11 protein-coding genes are annotated in these 16,483 nt (G+C 71.0%); 8 read left to right on the forward strand and 3 right to left on the reverse strand.

Annotated elements, in window-relative coordinates; genetic code table 11:
* Window positions 1-243 precede the first annotated feature (243 nt).
* The 7 genes from P5G50_RS09665 to P5G50_RS09695 all read left to right on the forward strand — a co-directional run bounded on the left by P5G50_RS09665 (window position 244) and on the right by P5G50_RS09695 (window position 12,158).
* On the forward strand, window positions 244-3,771 hold the full coding sequence (locus P5G50_RS09665) for a VaFE repeat-containing surface-anchored protein (protein ID WP_301210667.1): 3,528 nt from the start codon (window positions 244-246) through the stop codon (window positions 3,769-3,771).
* A 134-nt stretch (window positions 3,772-3,905) separates the two neighbouring features.
* Window positions 3,906-5,051, forward strand: coding sequence for a lysyl oxidase family protein (locus tag P5G50_RS09670; protein ID WP_301210665.1), 1,146 nt, complete (start codon window positions 3,906-3,908; stop codon window positions 5,049-5,051).
* A 239-nt stretch (window positions 5,052-5,290) separates the two neighbouring features.
* Window positions 5,291-8,827 (forward strand): VaFE repeat-containing surface-anchored protein, encoded by a 3,537-nt coding sequence (locus P5G50_RS09675; RefSeq protein ID WP_301210663.1) that lies wholly within the window; start codon window positions 5,291-5,293, stop codon window positions 8,825-8,827.
* 182 nt (window positions 8,828-9,009) lie between these two features.
* Entirely contained in the window at window positions 9,010-10,092 is a 1,083-nt protein-coding gene (locus tag P5G50_RS09680; RefSeq protein ID WP_301210661.1) for a lysyl oxidase family protein, read from the forward strand.
* Window positions 10,093-10,123: 31 nt separating this feature from the next.
* Entirely contained in the window at window positions 10,124-10,534 is a 411-nt protein-coding gene (locus P5G50_RS09685; protein ID WP_301210660.1) for a hypothetical protein, read from the forward strand.
* On the forward strand, window positions 10,535-11,854 hold the full coding sequence (locus P5G50_RS09690; RefSeq protein WP_301210659.1) for a hypothetical protein: 1,320 nt from the start codon (window positions 10,535-10,537) through the stop codon (window positions 11,852-11,854).
* 13 nt (window positions 11,855-11,867) lie between these two features.
* The gene (locus P5G50_RS09695) at window positions 11,868-12,158 is read left to right on the forward strand and encodes a YciI family protein (protein WP_301210657.1); all 291 of its coding nucleotides are present in this window, start codon (window positions 11,868-11,870) and stop codon (window positions 12,156-12,158) included.
* A 22-nt stretch (window positions 12,159-12,180) separates the two neighbouring features.
* Here the strand turns inward: P5G50_RS09695 and P5G50_RS09700 are convergent, their stop codons facing one another.
* Window positions 12,181-13,050 carry an HhH-GPD family protein gene (locus P5G50_RS09700; protein ID WP_301210656.1) on the reverse strand — a complete coding sequence of 290 codons (870 nt, stop codon included), beginning with the start codon at window positions 13,048-13,050 and terminating at the stop codon, window positions 12,181-12,183.
* Window positions 13,051-13,148: 98 nt separating this feature from the next.
* On the opposite strand from P5G50_RS09700, the gene P5G50_RS09705 reads away from it, so the two are divergent.
* A complete protein-coding gene (locus P5G50_RS09705; protein WP_301210655.1) occupies window positions 13,149-13,718 on the forward strand; it encodes a nucleoside/nucleotide kinase family protein in 570 nt (189 codons plus the stop codon).
* A gap of 84 nt (window positions 13,719-13,802) precedes the next feature.
* On the opposite strand, the gene P5G50_RS09710 is transcribed toward P5G50_RS09705, so the two are convergent.
* A complete protein-coding gene (locus tag P5G50_RS09710) occupies window positions 13,803-14,810 on the reverse strand; it encodes a ketopantoate reductase family protein (protein WP_301210653.1) in 1,008 nt (335 codons plus the stop codon).
* A gap of 103 nt (window positions 14,811-14,913) precedes the next feature.
* A complete protein-coding gene (locus P5G50_RS09715; RefSeq protein WP_301230585.1) occupies window positions 14,914-16,425 on the reverse strand; it encodes a DHA2 family efflux MFS transporter permease subunit in 1,512 nt (503 codons plus the stop codon).
* Window positions 16,426-16,483 lie beyond the last annotated feature (58 nt).

A 16,483-nucleotide genomic window follows, 5' to 3' on the forward strand; every position in this document is an offset into this window, starting at 1 on the left:
GGGCCCCGTCGTACGCCCGTCGGCCACTCGCGTAGGCGGTAGGGGACGGTGCGTAGAGCGAATGCGGCGCGGACGCGTTTGTCGCAAGGCCGGCGCGTAACGGCTCAGCCCTGCGAGGGGATGCCGTGGAGGGCCGACGTACGCTCTCGATCCAGGCCCGCAGACAGAACCGCCCGACCGAGTCGCAGGCGCGTGTATCTGCCCGGCCCCACGAAACCAAGCACGACTCGAGGAAGCCCCGCAATGAACCCGATCGAAAAGCGCCCGTCCCGCCCGGCCCCCGCTGCCGTCGCCTCCCGGCGGCGGAAACAGAACACGACGCACGTCTCCGATCGGTGGCGCCGGTCACTGGGCATGGCGCTGGCGTGCGGCATCGTGCTCGGCGGCGGCACGGTCACCGAGCAGCTGTTCGCACCGGCTCCGACCGCGAACGCGGCGACCGCTGTGTCCGGCATCGTCAACTCGTATCAGGCGGTGTCCGCCGTCTCCGGGACGGCGGTGACCGTGACCGGCTCGGTGACGGGCGCGGGTACGGCGTTCAAGGTCGGCGACCAGGTGATGCTGATCCAGATGACCGGTGTCTCGCCGGCGGTGTCCGGTTCGAACTTCGGTCACTACGACAACACGACGATCACGGCGATCTCGGGCAGCACGATGACGCTCGCCGCCGTCACAGCGACCTACAGCCCCAGTACGGAGAAGGTGCAGCTGGTGCGCACCTACACCGATACCGGGACGACGACCGTCACCGGGGATGTGAAGGCGAAGGCGTGGGACGGCACGACCGGCGGCGTCATCGCGATGGCGGGAGACGCGCTCGCGCTGACCAAGAACATCGACGCGTCGGGCTCGGGGTTCACCAGCGCGAACCCCCCGACCAAGGCCGTCGTGCCGACGAAGTCCTCCGGTGCGGGTCAGACCACTGGGCGCGGTCAGGACGGTCGACAGGGGCCGCCCGCCACGTCGGCCAACTCCGCGGGTACGGGGATCCAGATCACGGCCAAGCGTTTCGGCATCGGCGGCGGAGGGCTCGGCGGTGGTGGCGGGACGACCGGCACGTCGGCGGGAGGCGGCATGGCCGGCGGCGCCACGGACGGCAACGGCAAGGCGGCGGCCGGCGCGAACGGCGGTGACGCCATCAAGAAGGGACTCACCGGAGACGAGACCTGGTTCGGCGGCGGCGGCGGCGCAGCGGGTGGCGGCGGCGGCATCCTCGGTGGCGGCGGTGGTGGCGGCGGCCTGGCCTCGGGCGGCGGCGGCGGCACGGACGGCGGCGGCAGCGGCGGCGAATGGACCGGATGGGAAGGCCTCGACAAGGGTCTCGGTTCCGGCGGCGGCGCCTCCGGAGGTGTGGGAAACGGCGGCAACGGTGTCGTCGGCGCCTCGAACGTCTCGAGCAAGGATTCGAACGATGAGGGAAGTCCCGGCGGCGGCGGCGGATCGTACGGCGGCGGCGGCGGTGCGGCATCGAACTACGAGGGCGGTTCGATGGGTGCCGGCGGCGGTGGCGGCGGCAGCTGGTACGGCGGCGGCAAGGGAGGCACCGGTGGAAACGGCTACGGCTTCGCCTTCCCGTCCGGAGGCGACGGCAATGCTCCCGTCGGCACCGCCGTACCCGACGCCAGGAACGGTCTGAACCCCGCGAACCCGTATCTCATGATGGGCGGTGCCGGCGGCACCGGGTCGCAGGAGGCCGGCTCGAGCGCCGGCGGCGCCGGCGGCGGTGTGGTGTATCTCGACTACACGACGATCACGAGCTCCGGTGGCAACGTGCTGTCCAACGGTGCGGCAGGAGTCTCGCCCGCCGGCGGCGGCGCGCACTCGGGGTCGGGTGGCGGCGCCGGTGGACAGATGCGGATCCGCGCGCGGACCTTCAGCGCACCCGTCAAGCTGTCGGCCAGCGGCGCGATCGGCGGGCAGCCGACGGCGAACAAGTACCACGCCGGCCTTCCGGGGTCGGGTGGCGGCGGCGGTGGGATCTGGCTGGAGACGGCCACCACCAGCCCGACCTGTCCGGCGCCCACCGTCTCGAACGTGACCTTCGCGATCTCCGGCGGCCAGGCGGGCAACACGATCACCAACCCGAAGAACGCGGCGTCGACACCCGTCGGCGGTACCGGTGGTGACGGGCTCGCCTGCGTCACCAGGCTCAAGCTCCCGCCGACACTGACGACGGTCGCGCTCGACAAGGCAGACGGCGATCACCTGCTGCCTCAGTCGGGTGGCACGGTAAAGGACACCCTCACCTACACGGACCTGACGCCGGGCGCCACCTACACGGCCAAGGGCACGCTCTGGGACAAGGCGACGGCGAAGGCGACGTCGATCACGGGGTCGACGACGTTCACGGCCGACGCCTCGGGATCGGGGACGGTCGATGTCGAGTTCGCCGTGCCCGGCGGCAACTACGGGAAGTCGTTGGTGGCCTTCGAGTCGATCTTCGATGCGGCGAACACGGTGGTGGTGTCGCATGAGGACCTGGCGGATGCGGCGCAGACGGTGTCGATCGCGGAGGTGACGACGGTGGCGGTGGACAAGGCGGATGGCGACCACACGCTGACGGCGGCCGGCGGTGTCATCCAGGACACGCTGACCTACAAGAATCTCGTGCCGAATGCGCCGTACACGGCGAACGGCACGTTGTGGGACAAGGCGACGACGACGGCGACATCGATCACGGCGACGAAGACGTTCACCGCCTCCTCGACAGGGTCGGGGACGGTGGTGGTGGAGTTCGCGGTGCCCTCCGGCTTCGGTGGGAAGACGCTGGTGGCCTATGAGCGGATCATGTCCGGCTCCACGCTGGTGGCGAATCACGAGACGATCACCGACAGCAACCAGACCGTGACGCTGCAGGTCAAGCCGTTGATCGTGAACAAGGTCGACGAGACCGGCCGGCTCATCGGCGGCGCGACCTTCCAGCTCTGCCAGGAGGTGATCGCTCAGCTCGTGTGCACCGGCCTCCCCGGGTTCACCTCGACGGCGGCGGGCGTGTTCAGCATCTCCTCGCTGCCGGCGGGGACGTACCAGCTGAAGGAGACGCAGGCTCCCGCCGGCTATTACGCTCTGGCGGATCCGGTCCGGTTCACCGTCGCCGCCGACGGCACGCTGGCGCTGCTCTCGAGCGACCCGAATGTGACGCTGAGCGACGAGACGATCACGGTGAAGGACGTCGCGATGCCGGTCGACATCGTGAAAGTCGGCTCGGACGGAGCCACGAACGTGCCGTTGAACGGTGCGGCGTTCCTGGTGTTCCCGTTCAGCGGGTTGGACGCGCAGGCCCGCGTCGCCGTGCCGGACAGCGTGGCGCCGGTGCCCGGTGTCTGGTACAGGGTCAACCCGGCGAACGTGGCGGCGTACCAGAAGGTGCAGTCTGCGCACCCCGGCTGGACGTTGACCTTCACGGCTGACGCGGCGGTCCCGGCCGGGACGGTGCGGTTGTCAGGGCTGGTCGCGGGGACGCAGTACGCATTGGTGGAGATGGTGGCGCCGACCGGGCACGCGCTCCTGGCGGAGCCGGTCCAGTTCTCGATCGACGCGGGCAAGACCATCACCGTGGCGCAGGCGGGCTTCCATCCGGAGGCCGTCGCGAAGAACAACCAGCTGACCATCACCGACCCGTCCACGGTCGTCCTGCCTTTCACCGGCGTCAACGCGGGCTGGCAGTACGGCTCGGCCGGAGCCGTCGTGCTCCTCCTCGGAGCGGGTGCGTACGTGCTCCTGTTGTGGAGAGCGCGGCGTTCGACGCGACGAAAGGTCGCTCAGGACTGAGTGCAGGACGCGTACGACGGGGCCCCGCATCGCCGGGGCCCCGGTCGACCGACCCGTAGCCGATCGCCATCCGCGCCGAAGGGGGGCACGCGGCTGGCTACGGTCGCCTGCGGGTGTTCGAGGGAAGGAGACGCATGATGCGGCGTCAGAAGGTCCGGCTGCTCTTGGCGGGCGCCGTGGTTCTATCCATCGCCGGCCCGATCGCCGGGATCCAGGTCGTCCAAGCCCTTCAGGTCTACGAGACCCCGGTGGTGAGCAAGCCGGACCCGGGAGGCGTCGCGGGGTTCGCCTTCGCCGATCGCAACGGCAACGGCAGGCACGACTCCGACGAGCCTGCGCTCGACGGCTGGAAGGTGAGCGTCTATTCGACCGGGACGCTACCGCTGGAGACGACGAAAGCCGATGCGAACGGCGTCTTCCGGTTCTCCGAGATCGACAACATCACGCCGGGACACCCCGAGGTCCGGCTTCACGTCACGCCCGTCATGGAGGGGCGGGCTGCGCTGCCGGAGGGCGCCTCCAGCTCCCGGCTCGAGCAGAGCTTCACCGCGAGACTCGGGTCGACGGTGGAGCTCCCCGTCGCCTCGTACCGGCTGTGTCCCGAGCTCAAGGGATGCCCAGGCGTCCGCCTGCCGGACCTCAGGCCGCTCCTCGACGCGACGGGATACGACGAGAAGCTCTACCCGCCGCCGACGGCGACGTTCGTGGACACCGCGGAGAAGCCGGGCCGGGTGCTGCTCCGCTTCGCGAGCTCCAACGCGAACCTCGGCGGTCTTCTGCATCTGATGGCCGAACCGGTGAAACCGCTCGCGGACGGACGGGCGGTGCAGCAGCGCGTCTACGGCGACGGGGCCGTGTACGTGGCCGAGGCCGGGACCTTCGCGTACCACCCGACGCACCGGCACTTCCATTTCGGGGACTTCGAGACGTACGAGCTGGTCGCCGACGATCGGAAGACCGTGTTGCGCTCGGGTGAGAAGGTGAGCTTCTGCCTGACGGACATCCTCCCCGCCGAGGGTGCGGGAGAGACGCCGAAGCGCGACGATGGCGAGCTGTTCCTCAACCTCCCGCCGCTGGAGTGCGGAGAGCACGAGCAGGGCATCAACGCCGGCTGGTCCGACTATTACGGGCCGAGGCTTCCCGACCAGTGGATCGACGTGACGGGCCTGCCGTCTGGCCGGTACTGGGTGCGCATCACGGTCAATCCGCAGCATCGCATCCTCGAGTCCGACTACACCAACAACGTCGCCGAGTTCCCCGTCGACTATCGGGCTCCGTAGAGCGTTCACCGCAGCGGGCACGCATGGTGGGCCGATGCGCGTAGGAGGGTCACGACCACACGTATCTCTGGCGGGACGCCGTTGCGTCCGCTCGCTTCCCGGCTGCGGGGTACCCACACCGCTCCTAGTCTCGTCGAGACCTCCGCCTTCGCGCGAGGTCATCGACGTGACCCAGGTGTCGGTCGGGAGTTCGCACGCGCCCGGCCGAAGTGTCATCGCGTGCTGCAGAGGAACCCGAAATGAATGTGAACGACGTTGGCCGCTCCGGCCGGGCGTCCGCTCCGGCTGCCGCGCGGCGACCCCGCGCGAATCTCCTTCCGGTCGGCTGGTTGCGCCGGTCGCTGGGCATGGCGCTCGCGTGCGGCATCGTGCTGGGCGGCGGCACCGTGACGGAGCAGATGCTCGCTCCGGTGCCCGCCGCCGAAGCCGCCACCTCGGTCTCCGGCGTGGTGAATTCGTATCAGGCCGTGTCCGCGGTGTCGGGCAACGCCGTCACGGTCACCGGGGGAGTCACGGGAGCCGGCACTCCGTTCGCCGTCGGCGACAGGGTGCTGCTCATCCAGATGACCGGTGTGTCGCCCGAGGTGCCCGGCTCCAACTTCGGCAATTTCGACGCCACCACGATCACCGCGATCTCGGGCAGCACGATCACCCTGGCCGCCATCGCCCGATCGTACAGCCCCGCTTCGGAGAAGGTTCAGCTCGTTCGCACGTACACCGACGGCGGCACCACGACGGTGAGTGGCGACGTGAAGGCGAAGGCCTGGGACGGAATCACCGGCGGCGTCGCCTCCCTGGCGGGGCAGAGCCTCCAGCTCAACGCCAACATCGACGCCTCGGGCACAGGGTTCACGACGGACAAGCCGCCGACCACCCAGATCGTCGGCGCGCGGTCCTCCGGACAGGGCCAGACGAGCGGCCGCGGCTTCAACGGCGCGAACTTCTCCGGCGAGTACCTCGACGACCTCGAGGACGCCAAGTTCACCGGTTCGGCCGGCGTCGGTGGCGGAGGCCAGACGGGAGGCGGCGGGGCGGCGTCCAAGTCGGGCCGAGGCGGAGTGGGCGGCGGCATCGCTGGAGGCGCTGACAGCGGCATCGATGGTGTGTACACCAAGGCCGCGGGTGTCGACGGCGGTCGCGCGAGCGGCGACCCCAAGGAACTGTGGGACAAGGGCGCCCTCGGCGGCGCCGGCGGCGGCGGTGGCGTCGTCGGCGGAGGCGGTGGCGGCGGGGCCGCCGCCTCCGGCGGTGGCGGCGGGAGCGACGGCGGCGGCTCCGCCGCCTCGGTCCTCGTCGAGTACTCGTCCAATCGGTACGGCAGCGTCACGACGCAGCGCTCCGGCGGCGGCGGCGGCGGGGTCCGCAGCGTCGGCAACGGCGGTGACGGCCTGGCCGGCTCCTCCAAGGGGAACGAAGGCGCCGCCGGCGGTGGTGGCGGCTCCTACGGTGGCGGCGGAGGCGTCGCGGACAACTACGTCGGAGCCGGTGGCGGTGGTGGCGGCAGCTGGTTCGGGGGGAGCGCGGGAGCGCCTGGCGGCGGCCCCACCGAGTTCGGCCCGAAGCAGCCCGCCGGCGGCAACGGCAATACGGCGATCGGTGCGTCCATTCCCGATGACCGTCACTATCTCAACGCCACGAACCCACGGCTGATGATGGGCGGTGCCGGTGGACGGGGCTCCAGCGAGCAGGGGCTGACCCTCGGCGGTGCCGGTGGGGGCATCATCGTCCTGGCCTTCGACTCCGTCTCCGCAGCAAGCAACAAGCAGATCAAGTCGAACGGGTCCGACGGTGTTGCGCCTCCCGGCGGCGGCTCCCATTCCGGATCCGGCGGAGGGGCCGGAGGGCAGATGAAGATCAGCGTCGGCAGCCTGAACACGAAGGTGACGATGTCCGCTCTCGGTGGCGTGGGCGGCGCAGCGACTGGCAACTACGACCATGGCGGTGTGCCCGGTGGCGGCGGTGGTGGCGGCGGCGTCTGGCTGGAGACCTCCACCGCCAGTTCGACCTGCCCGGCGACGAACGTCCCGAACGCGACCTTCGCACTCTCGGGAGGCTCGGGCGGTTCGCAGATGGCAGACCCGAAGACCGGTGGCCTTGCGGGTGCCGCGGGTACCGGCGGTATCGGCCTGCCGTGCGTCAGCAAGTTGAAGCTGCCGCCGACGTTGTCGACGGTCGCGGTGGACAAGGCCGACGGGGATCATGTGCTGACCCAGTCGGGTGGCACGGTCGTCGACACCCTGACGTACTCGAACCTGACGCCGGGGGTCACCTACACGGCCACGGGCACGCTGTGGGACAAGGCGACGGCCAAGGCGACCCCGATCACGGCATCGAAGACGTTCACCGCGGACGCGTCGGGTAACGGGACGGTCGCCGTGGAGTTCACGGTCCCGAGCGGCTACGGCGGTGCGTCATTGGTGGCCTTCGAGAAGATCCTCGACGCGGCGAACGCGGTGGTGGTGTCGCACGAGGATCTGGCGGATGCGGCCCAGACGGTGTCGATCGCGGATCTCGCGACCGTGGCGGTGGACAAGTCCGATGGGGACCACACCCTGACGGCGTCCGGCGGCACCATCCAGGACACGCTGTCCTACACGAATCTGGCGCCGAACACGTCGTACACGGTGAACGGCACGCTGTGGGACAAGGCCACGACGACCGCGACGTCGATCACGGCGACGAAGACGTTCACCGCGTCGTCGACGGGCACGGGGACGGTCGTGGTGGAGTTCACGGTGCCGTCGGGCTTCGGCGGCAAGACCCTGGTCGCGTATGAGCGCGTCCTGTCGGGTGCGACGCTCGTCGCGAGCCACGAGTCGATCTCGGACAGCAACCAGACGGTCACCCTGCAGACGAAGCCGCTGATCGTGAACAAGGTCGACGAGACGGGCAGGCTGATCGACGGGGCCACGTTCGGGCTGTGTCAGGAGGTGCTGGCGCAGATCATCTGCACCGGCCTGCCGGACTTCTCCCGAACCGCGGCCGGCGTGTTCAGCATCGCCACGCTGCCGGCGGGGACGTATCAGCTGAAGGAGACCAAGGCGCCCGACGGGTATTACGCGCTGGCGAATCCCGTGCGCTTCTCCGTCGCAGGGGACGGCACGCTGACGCTGCTGTCCACGGACCCCGACGTGACGCTGAGCGATCAGACGATCACGGTGAAGGACGAGGCGATGCCGGTCGACATCGTGAAGGTCGGTTCCGACGGCACGACCAACGTGCCGTTGAACGGTGCGGCATTCCTGGCGTTCCCGTTCAGCGGGCTGGATGCGCAGGCCCGCGTGGTGGTGCCGGACACCGTGACGCCCGTTTCGGGTGTCTGGTACAGGGTCAACCCGGCGAACGTGGCGGCGTACCAGAAGGTGCAGTCTGCGCACTCCGGCTGGACGTTGACCTTCACGGCTGACGCGGCGGTCCCGGCCGGGACGGTGCGGTTGTCAGGGCTGGTCGCGGGGACGCAGTACGCGCTGGTGGAGATGGTGGCGCCGACCGGGCACGCGCTTCTCGCGGAGCCGGTCCAGTTCTCCGTCGACGCGGGCAAGACCATCACGGTCACGCAGGCGGGCTTCCATCCGGAGGCGGTTGCGAAGAACAACCAGCTGACCATCACCGACCCGGCGTCGATCATCCTGCCCTTCACCGGGACGGGTGCCCCGTGGCAGTACGGGGCTGCCGGGATCGTGCTGCTGATCCTGGTCGCGGCCGCGGTGCTCCTCGTCCGCCGACGCAATGGGAATCAGCAGACACCCACCGAGCAGGCTCCGGCCACCCACTGAGCCGGCGCCGCAACGGCGATACGCGACCGTCGACCCTCAGGCGCCCCGCATCGGCGCCTGAGGGTCGACGCGCGCCGCTTATGGTCGCAACCGCGCGACGACGAATGGAGTGAAGAATGAAGGCGAACCCCGATCGCAGGCCACGGGTCGGGTCGCGGCGCAGGCTCAGGCCGATCCTTGCGATGTCCGTCGTGGTGGCCGTCGTCGTCGTGGTCGCGGGCTTCCAGGTCGTGCGGGCGTCGGCGACGTACGCGACCCCCGAGGTGGCCGCTCCGGTCGAGGGCGGGGTCGCGGGGTTCGCGTTCGCCGACCGCAACGGCAACAAGCGTCACGATCCTGACGAGCCGCCGCTGCGGAAGACGAAGGTGAGTGTCTACTCGACCGGCAATCTGCCGCTGACGAGCGTCCGCACGGACGCCGCGGGCGTCTTCCGGTTCCCGCGGATCGCCAACGTGACCCCGGGGGAGTCGAGTGTCCAGCTGCACGTGACGCCCGTGATGGAGGGGCGCGCCGCGATCCCCGACGGCGTCGAGACACAGTTGGAGCAGGCGTTCGACGTGAAGCTCGGCGCGACGACGACGCTCGCGGTGACCTCGTACACCGCGTGCGACTCGCTCGACGACTGCCCGGGGGCGCGGTTGCCGGATCTTGAGCCGATCCTCGACGCCCCCGACGGCTACCCGAAGCCGGACAAGTACATCGTCGACACGACGGAGAAGCCGGGCCGAGTCCTCCTCCGGTTCGCCAGCGCGCTGGTCAACCACGGCGGGATGCTGCACCTCGTCGGCGAGCCCGTGAAGCCTCGGGCGGACGGCCGGGCCGTGCAGCAGCGCATCTACGGCGACGGCGTCGTGTACCTGCACGAGGCCGGGTCCTTCGTCTACCACCCCACGCACCGCCACATCCACTTCGGGGACTTCGAGCGGTACGACCTCCTGGCCGAGGACGGCACGGTCGTCCGCACCAGCGACAAGATCAGCTTCTGCCTGACCGACCTGTGGCGCGTGGAGGGCTCGCCCCCGAAGTCCGGAGACGCCTTCCTGAACCTGGCCATCCTGCGCTGCGATGCGCAGGAGCAGGGCGTGAACTCGGGCATCGGCGACTACTACGGACCCCGCCTCCCGGATCAGTGGATCGATGTCACCGGCGTGCCGTCGGGGAAGTACCGGCTGCGCCTGACCCTGAACCCCGAGCACCGGTTGCTCGAGTCGGACCTGACCAACAACTCCATCGAGATCCCCGTGGACTACGTCTCACCGGAGTGAGGCGCCGACTCCACCCCTGAAAGGAACCACCATGCGCATCGTCCCCCTTCTCGTCATCGGCGCGGTGACCGCCGGACTGCTCGGAGGGTGCGCTGCACCGTCGGCCCCGTCGGGCGGATCGTCCGCGACCGGAGTCCCGACGGCATCCCCGTCGAACCCTCCGCACTCGCACGGCGCGTCGGCCCCGCAGCTGGACATCTCGCTCGTCGGCGGCGCCGTCTACCCGCAGGGCGAGCGCCTCACGGTCGCTCGCGGCCAGGAGCTCACCGTGGGCATCCTCGCGGACAATCCCGGCGAGCTGCACGTGCACTCCAAGCCGGAGCAGCACATCGCGTTCGAGGCCGGATCCACGATCCACGTAGTGACTTTCTCGGTACCAGGTGTGGTCGAGATCGAGGACCACGCGAGCGACACCGTGATCGCCCAGGTCGAGGTGAAGTGAGTGCTGCGGGCGCACGGGCTCGGAGGAGGGGCTGACCTCCCGATCCCTCCCGAACTCGCGATCGCGGGCGGCGCTGCCGCGTTGGTGCTGTCGTTCGTCGTGCTGGTGTCGGCGTGGCGGCGACCGCGGTTCGCGGGACCGGCCGCCGAGGGATCGGCCGCCACCGAGGGGCGGACGCTGCCGAGGACGACGGCGGTGGTCGACCACCCCGCCACCCGATGGAGCGTCCGGATACTGGGCGCGGCGCTCTTCCTCTTCGCGGCGACGGCCGCCGTCCTGGGGCAGGACAACCTGACCAATCCTGTCTTCGGGATCGTGTACGTGTGGCTGTGGGTGGGGATCGTGCCTGCCTCCCTGCTATTCGGGCCGTTCTACCGGGCGATCAGCCCGGTGCGGACGGCGCACCTGGTGCTGTCGAGGATCTCCGGCAACGATCCCGGGAGCGGGGTGGTGCGCGCGCCGCGGCGGCTCGGGCTCTGGCCGGCGGCGGTCGGACTGTTCGCCTTCGTGTGGCTGGAGCTCGTCGTGCCCGACGGGACGGCACTGGCCACGGTGAACCTGTGGTTCACCGTGTACCTGCTGGTGACCTTCATCGGGGCGTCGGTGTTCGGGACGCGGTGGCTGGAGCAGGCGGACCCGTTCGAGGTCTTCTCGACGCTGGTCGGCCGGCTGTCGCCGTGGGGACGCTCGGACGGAGGGTTGCTGGTCGTACGCAACCCGTTCCGCAACCTCGCCGGCACGCCGGTCGAGAGCGGGCTCGTCGCAGTGGTCGCCGTCCTGCTCGGAAGCACGGCCTTCGACAGCCTCCACTCGTCGAGCGGGTGGCTGAGCTTCGTGCAGGCGGCGCCGGTCGACGCGTTCGTGCTGAACTCTGCGGCGCTGCTGCTCACGTGCGCGGTGGTCGGCGCGGTGTTCGCCCTGGCGTCCGGCTTCCGCGCCGGGGAGCTGGCTCATTCGCTGGTGCCGATCATCATCGGGTACTTCGTGGCGCATTACCTGTCGTACTTCGTGGAGGTCGGGCAGCAGACGCTCATCTACGCGAGCGACCCGCTGTCCGACGGTGCCGACCTGTTCGGGACCCGGTCGTGGGAGGTCGACTACTGGCTGTCGTACCAGGTGACACTGCTCGCGTCGGTGAAGGTGGTCGCGATCGTCGCCGGGCACGTGGTCGGGGCGGTCTCGGCGCACGACCGGTTCCTCGCGGTGCTGCCGGTGGGGCGGCGCGTGACCGGGCAGCTCCCGCTGCTCGCCGTGATGGTGCTGTACACCTTCACCGGGCTGTATCTGCTCTTCGGCGGGCCCAGCGCCCCCGCGCAGTGATTACGCTGACCGCATGTACGCGGTCACCTTCTACGACATGGACGCCGACGCCGGGCCCGCGCTGTTCGAGCGGGTGAGGGAGGTGTACCCGCGGCATCGTGCCTACCTGGACGCGTTCGCGACGGGCGGCGAGATCCTGCTGATCGGACCGCTCGGGCCCACGCCGGCGGGCGGCGCGATGGCGATCTTCCGGTCGCGGGAGGCGGCCGAGCGGTTCGTGAGCGGTGATCCGTTCGTGCTGGAGGGGATCGCCGAGCGCTATCGGATCGTCGACTGGGATCCGCTGGTGTTCGCGGAGGCGTGAGCGGCGGAGGCGTGAGCGGCGGTCAGGGCAGCGTGTAGCCTCCCGCAGCCTCCACCGCCAGGCCGTCGGCGAGCAGGCCGGCGAGCGCCCGGTCGCGTTGGGCGGCGTCGTGCCAGACGCGCTCCAGCTCGGCGGCGGTGACGGGGAGGTGGGAGGCGCGCAGCTCGGCGAGGATCAGGCCGCGGACCTGCCGGTCGCTGCCCTCGTACTTCTTCTGCACCGCCTTGCGCGGCCCCTCGTACGGCGGATAGCCGGCGGCGCGCCACGCGCAGCGGTCGGCCAGCGGGCAGGCGTCGCAGCGCGGGGAGCGGGCGACGCACACGATCGCGCCGAGCTCCATCATCCCGGCGTTGAAGGCGGCTGCGACCGCGCGGTCGCGGGGGAGAAGCGCCTCCATCGCCGCAAGGTCGCGCTTGGCACTCGGCGGGCCGGGCTCGCCCTGGGCGTCGATCGCGCGCGCGATCACGCGCCGGATGTTGGTGTCGACGACGGGATGGCGCTCGCCGTAGGCGAAGACGGCGACCGCGCGGGCCGTGTAGTCGCCGATGCCGGGGAGCGCCAGGAGCTCGGGCACGTCGTCGGGGACGACGCCGCCGTGCCGCTCGGTGATCGCGGTCGCCGCGGCGTGCAGCCAGAGGGCGCGGCGCGGGTAGCCGAGCGAGCGCCAGGCGCGCACCGCCTCCCCGGGCGGGACCGCGGCGAGGTCGGCGGGGGTCGGCCAGCGGCTCAGCCACTCCTCGAGGTGGGGGATGACGCGGGTGACCGGGGTCTGCTGCAGCATGAACTCGCTGACGAGGGTGCCCCAGGCGGTGAAGCCGTCCCTCCGCCATGGGAGGTCGCGGCGGTTCGCGTGGTACCAGTCGACGACGGTCTCGGCGAAGGAAGCTGGCACCTCCACAGGCTACGCGAATGCGGCTACGCGAACGCGGCTACGCGAAGCCGGGACTGCGGGCCGGGCGCGCGGCGGTCGCCCGGCCTATGCTCGGGGGCATGAGACTGCCGCCGACGCCGCGCGTGCTGTTCCTGCGGGAGCTGGTGGGGGAGGTGCTGCGCGTCGCACCGCTCGGCCGGGTGATCGTCGCGGTGGACGGGCGCGGGGTGGAGCGGTTCGCGGACGCGCTCGCGGAGGTGTTCGAAGAGGCGGGGAACGACACCTTCCGCGCCTCCATCACCGACTTCCACCGGCCGCGCGCCGACCGCACCCGGCTCGGGCCGGAGACGCCGGAGTCGTACTACCGCCATTCGTACGACTACCGGACGCTGCGGAGGGTGCTGCTCGACCCCTTCCGGCTGGCGGGGAGCACGGGGTTCCAACTGGCGGCGTTCGACGAGGTGCGCGACGTTCCGGTGGAGAGCCGATGGCTGACCGCCGGTCCGGACGCGGTGCTGATCATCGACGGCGAATTCCTGCTGCGGCCGGAGCTGCGCGACCGATGGGACGCGTCGGTGCTGGTCGTGAGCGCGCCCGAGGACCCGGTCTACGAGGCCGACGCCCGTCCGCGGGAGCATTCCGACCTCCTGGTCGACAACTCCGACCCCGCGCACCCGATCAGGGCCTGACCGCCGAGTACGCGGAAAGTCGCCCGGAAGCGGCCGAGTACGCGGATTCTGCGCGTACTCGGGGGTTGCCTTGCCGGGGCAGCGCTAGTCGAGGAGGGGGCGGAGGCGGTCGGCGACGGTGGCGGGCGGCAGGAAGGCGCCGCGGACCTCCACCTCGTGCACCAGAGCGGTGAGCATGGCGTTGATCGGAGCGGGCCGGCCGATCGCCCTCGCCTCGGCGACGACCGCGCCGTTCAGGAAGTCGATCTCGCTCAGCTGGCCGCGGCGGATGCTCTGCAGGGTCGATCCGGGGTTCGGGGTGGCGCCCATCCGCCTCCGCATCAGCAGGGGAACGGCCTGCGCGGCCCACCGCGGAGCGCGGGCGAGGAAGCGGAGGATGCGGTCGTCGAGGCCCTGGATGCTGCCGTAGTGGACGCCGCGGGCGAGGCCGATGCGGGTCGCCTCCTGCATGCTCGCGGTCACGATGCGGCGCAGGGCCGGGTCGCTCAGCGTCTCCTGCACGCTCAGGCCGGTGATGGCCGGCATGGCGTTGATCTGGTTGACGATGAGCTTCGTCCACTGCGCGCCCGTGAAGTTGGGGATCGCGAAGGCGGGCATCGCCGAATTCAGGATGCGGGCGGCGTCGACGGCGACGCGAGGGGCGTCACCGCTGCCGGCGCCGAGGTAGGTGTTGGCTGCGGTGGTGACGGTGACGCGGCCCGGTGAGAGGAAGCTTGCGGCGTACAGCGCCAGTGCGCCGACGCAGTGCGAATGCGGCAGGAGGCGCATGGCGTCGTGGAGCCCGGTGAGACCGTTCTGCACGATGACGACCGTGATGCCCTGCAGGAGCGCGGCGTTCTCGGTGATCGCGGCCTCGGCGTCCTGCGCCTTGGTGCAGACGAAGGCGAGTTCGGGGGCGGTCGTGAGGGTCTCGGCGGCGGCGGCGGGATGCGCGGTGTGCGCGCCCCAGCCTCCGTCGAGCTGGAGGCCGTGCTCGCGGATCGCGGCGAGGTGCTCGCCCCGAGCGGTCACCGCGACCTCGTGCCCGGCCCGGTCGAGCAGGGCGGCGATGGTGCCGCCGATGGCCCCCGCTCCGATGACGCCGATCCGCATGCCTCCAGCCTATTCGGGAGGGCCTGCAGGGAACGAGTTGGCGCGACATGCCGCCTCCGAGTGGGGGGGGCGGCATGTCGCGCCACGTGGATGGAGCTGAGGGTCAGTCGGCGAGGACCGGGGCGGGTTCGGCGTGCTCGGCGGCGCGGAGCGCGGCGGCGCCGGCCGCGCCGATGGGCGCGGAAGCGGCGGCGGAGGCGGCGGCCGCGGCGGCCGCGGCGCGACGGTTCGGGAGGGCGAGAGCGATGAGCGCGGCGGCGGCGAGGGCGGCGGCGCCGACCCAGACCGCGGGGACCGCGGCGTCGACGTAGCCGGTCGGCGTCAGCGTGCCTCCGGCGCCGGTGAACACCGCGGTCAGCACCGCGACGCCGAGGGCGACGCCGATCTCGCGGAGGGTGGAGTTGGCCCCGGAGGCCTTCGCGTGGTCGGCGGTGCGCATGTTCGCGAGCACCGCGGTCGAGCTCGGTGCGAACACCAGGCCCATGCCGATGCCGGCGAGGAGGAAGGGCGGCCACATCTCGGAGTAGGGCAGGTCCGCCGCGAGGGTGATCGCGATCCAGCCCATGGCGACGGCCATCAGGGTGAGGCCGGCGACTATCGGGAGGCGGGTGCCCGTCCGCGACGAGAGCAGGCCGGTCAGCGGCGCGACTACCATCGGCGCGAGGGTCCACGGCATCGTCATGACGCCGGCTTCGAGCGGGGTGTGGCCCTGCACGACCTGCAGGAACTGGATCAGGATGAAGATCGCCCCGAAGATGCCGAAGCTGAACGTCGCGCCGACGAGGTTCGCCACCGTGAAGCTGCGGTCGCGGAACAGTCGCAGCGGCAGCAGCGGGGCGGAGGCGCGGCGCTCCCAGAGCACGAACGCCACGAGCAGGGCGGCGCCGGCGATCAGGGGGATCAGCACCTCCGCGCTGCTCCAGCCCGCGTCGTTGCCGCGCACGATGCCGTAGACCACGCCGAGCACGCCCGGCCCGGCGAGGAGCAGCCCGACGAGGTCGGCGCGGACGCGTGCGCCGAAGCTGTTCGGCAGCGCGGCGAGGACGAGCGGGACTGCGATCACGCCGAGCGGGACGTTCAGCCAGAAGATCGCCTGCCAGTTCCAGCCTTCGACGACCGCGCCTCCGATCAGCGGGCCGAGCGCAACGCCGAGGCCGGAGATTCCGCCCCAGATCCCGATCGCCACCGGTCGGAGGCCCTCGCTGACGCTGCCGGCCAGCAGGGTGAGGGAGAGGGGGAGGAGGGCCGCCGCGCCGACGCCCTGCACCGCACGGGCGGCGATGAGCATCCACGGCTCCGTCGAGAGGGCCGCCGCCGCGCTCGCGAGCGTGAAGACGGTGATGCCGGCGAGGAAGACGCTGCGCCTCCCGAACCGGTCGCCCAGGCCGACGGCCATGAGCATGAGGGTCGCGAAGGTCAGCGTGTAGGCGTTGACGACCCACTGCAGCTCCTCGATGGAGGCGGTGAGGTCCTTCGCGATCACGGGGAGGGCGCTGGTGACGACGAGGTTGTCGAGCGTCGCCATGAACATCGGGAGCGATGCGGCGACGATGGCGAGCCACACCGGGATGCGGCGACGTGCCGCTGCGGGCGGCTCGGCGAGGGAGGCGGTCATGAGAGCTCCATCGGGTTGTAATCGAATGATTACTCCGTACGATAAGTAATCGGCTGAT

The sequence above is a fragment of the Leifsonia williamsii genome (assembly GCF_030433685.1).
GTDB classification, from domain to species: domain Bacteria; phylum Actinomycetota; class Actinomycetes; order Actinomycetales; family Microbacteriaceae; genus Leifsonia; species Leifsonia williamsii.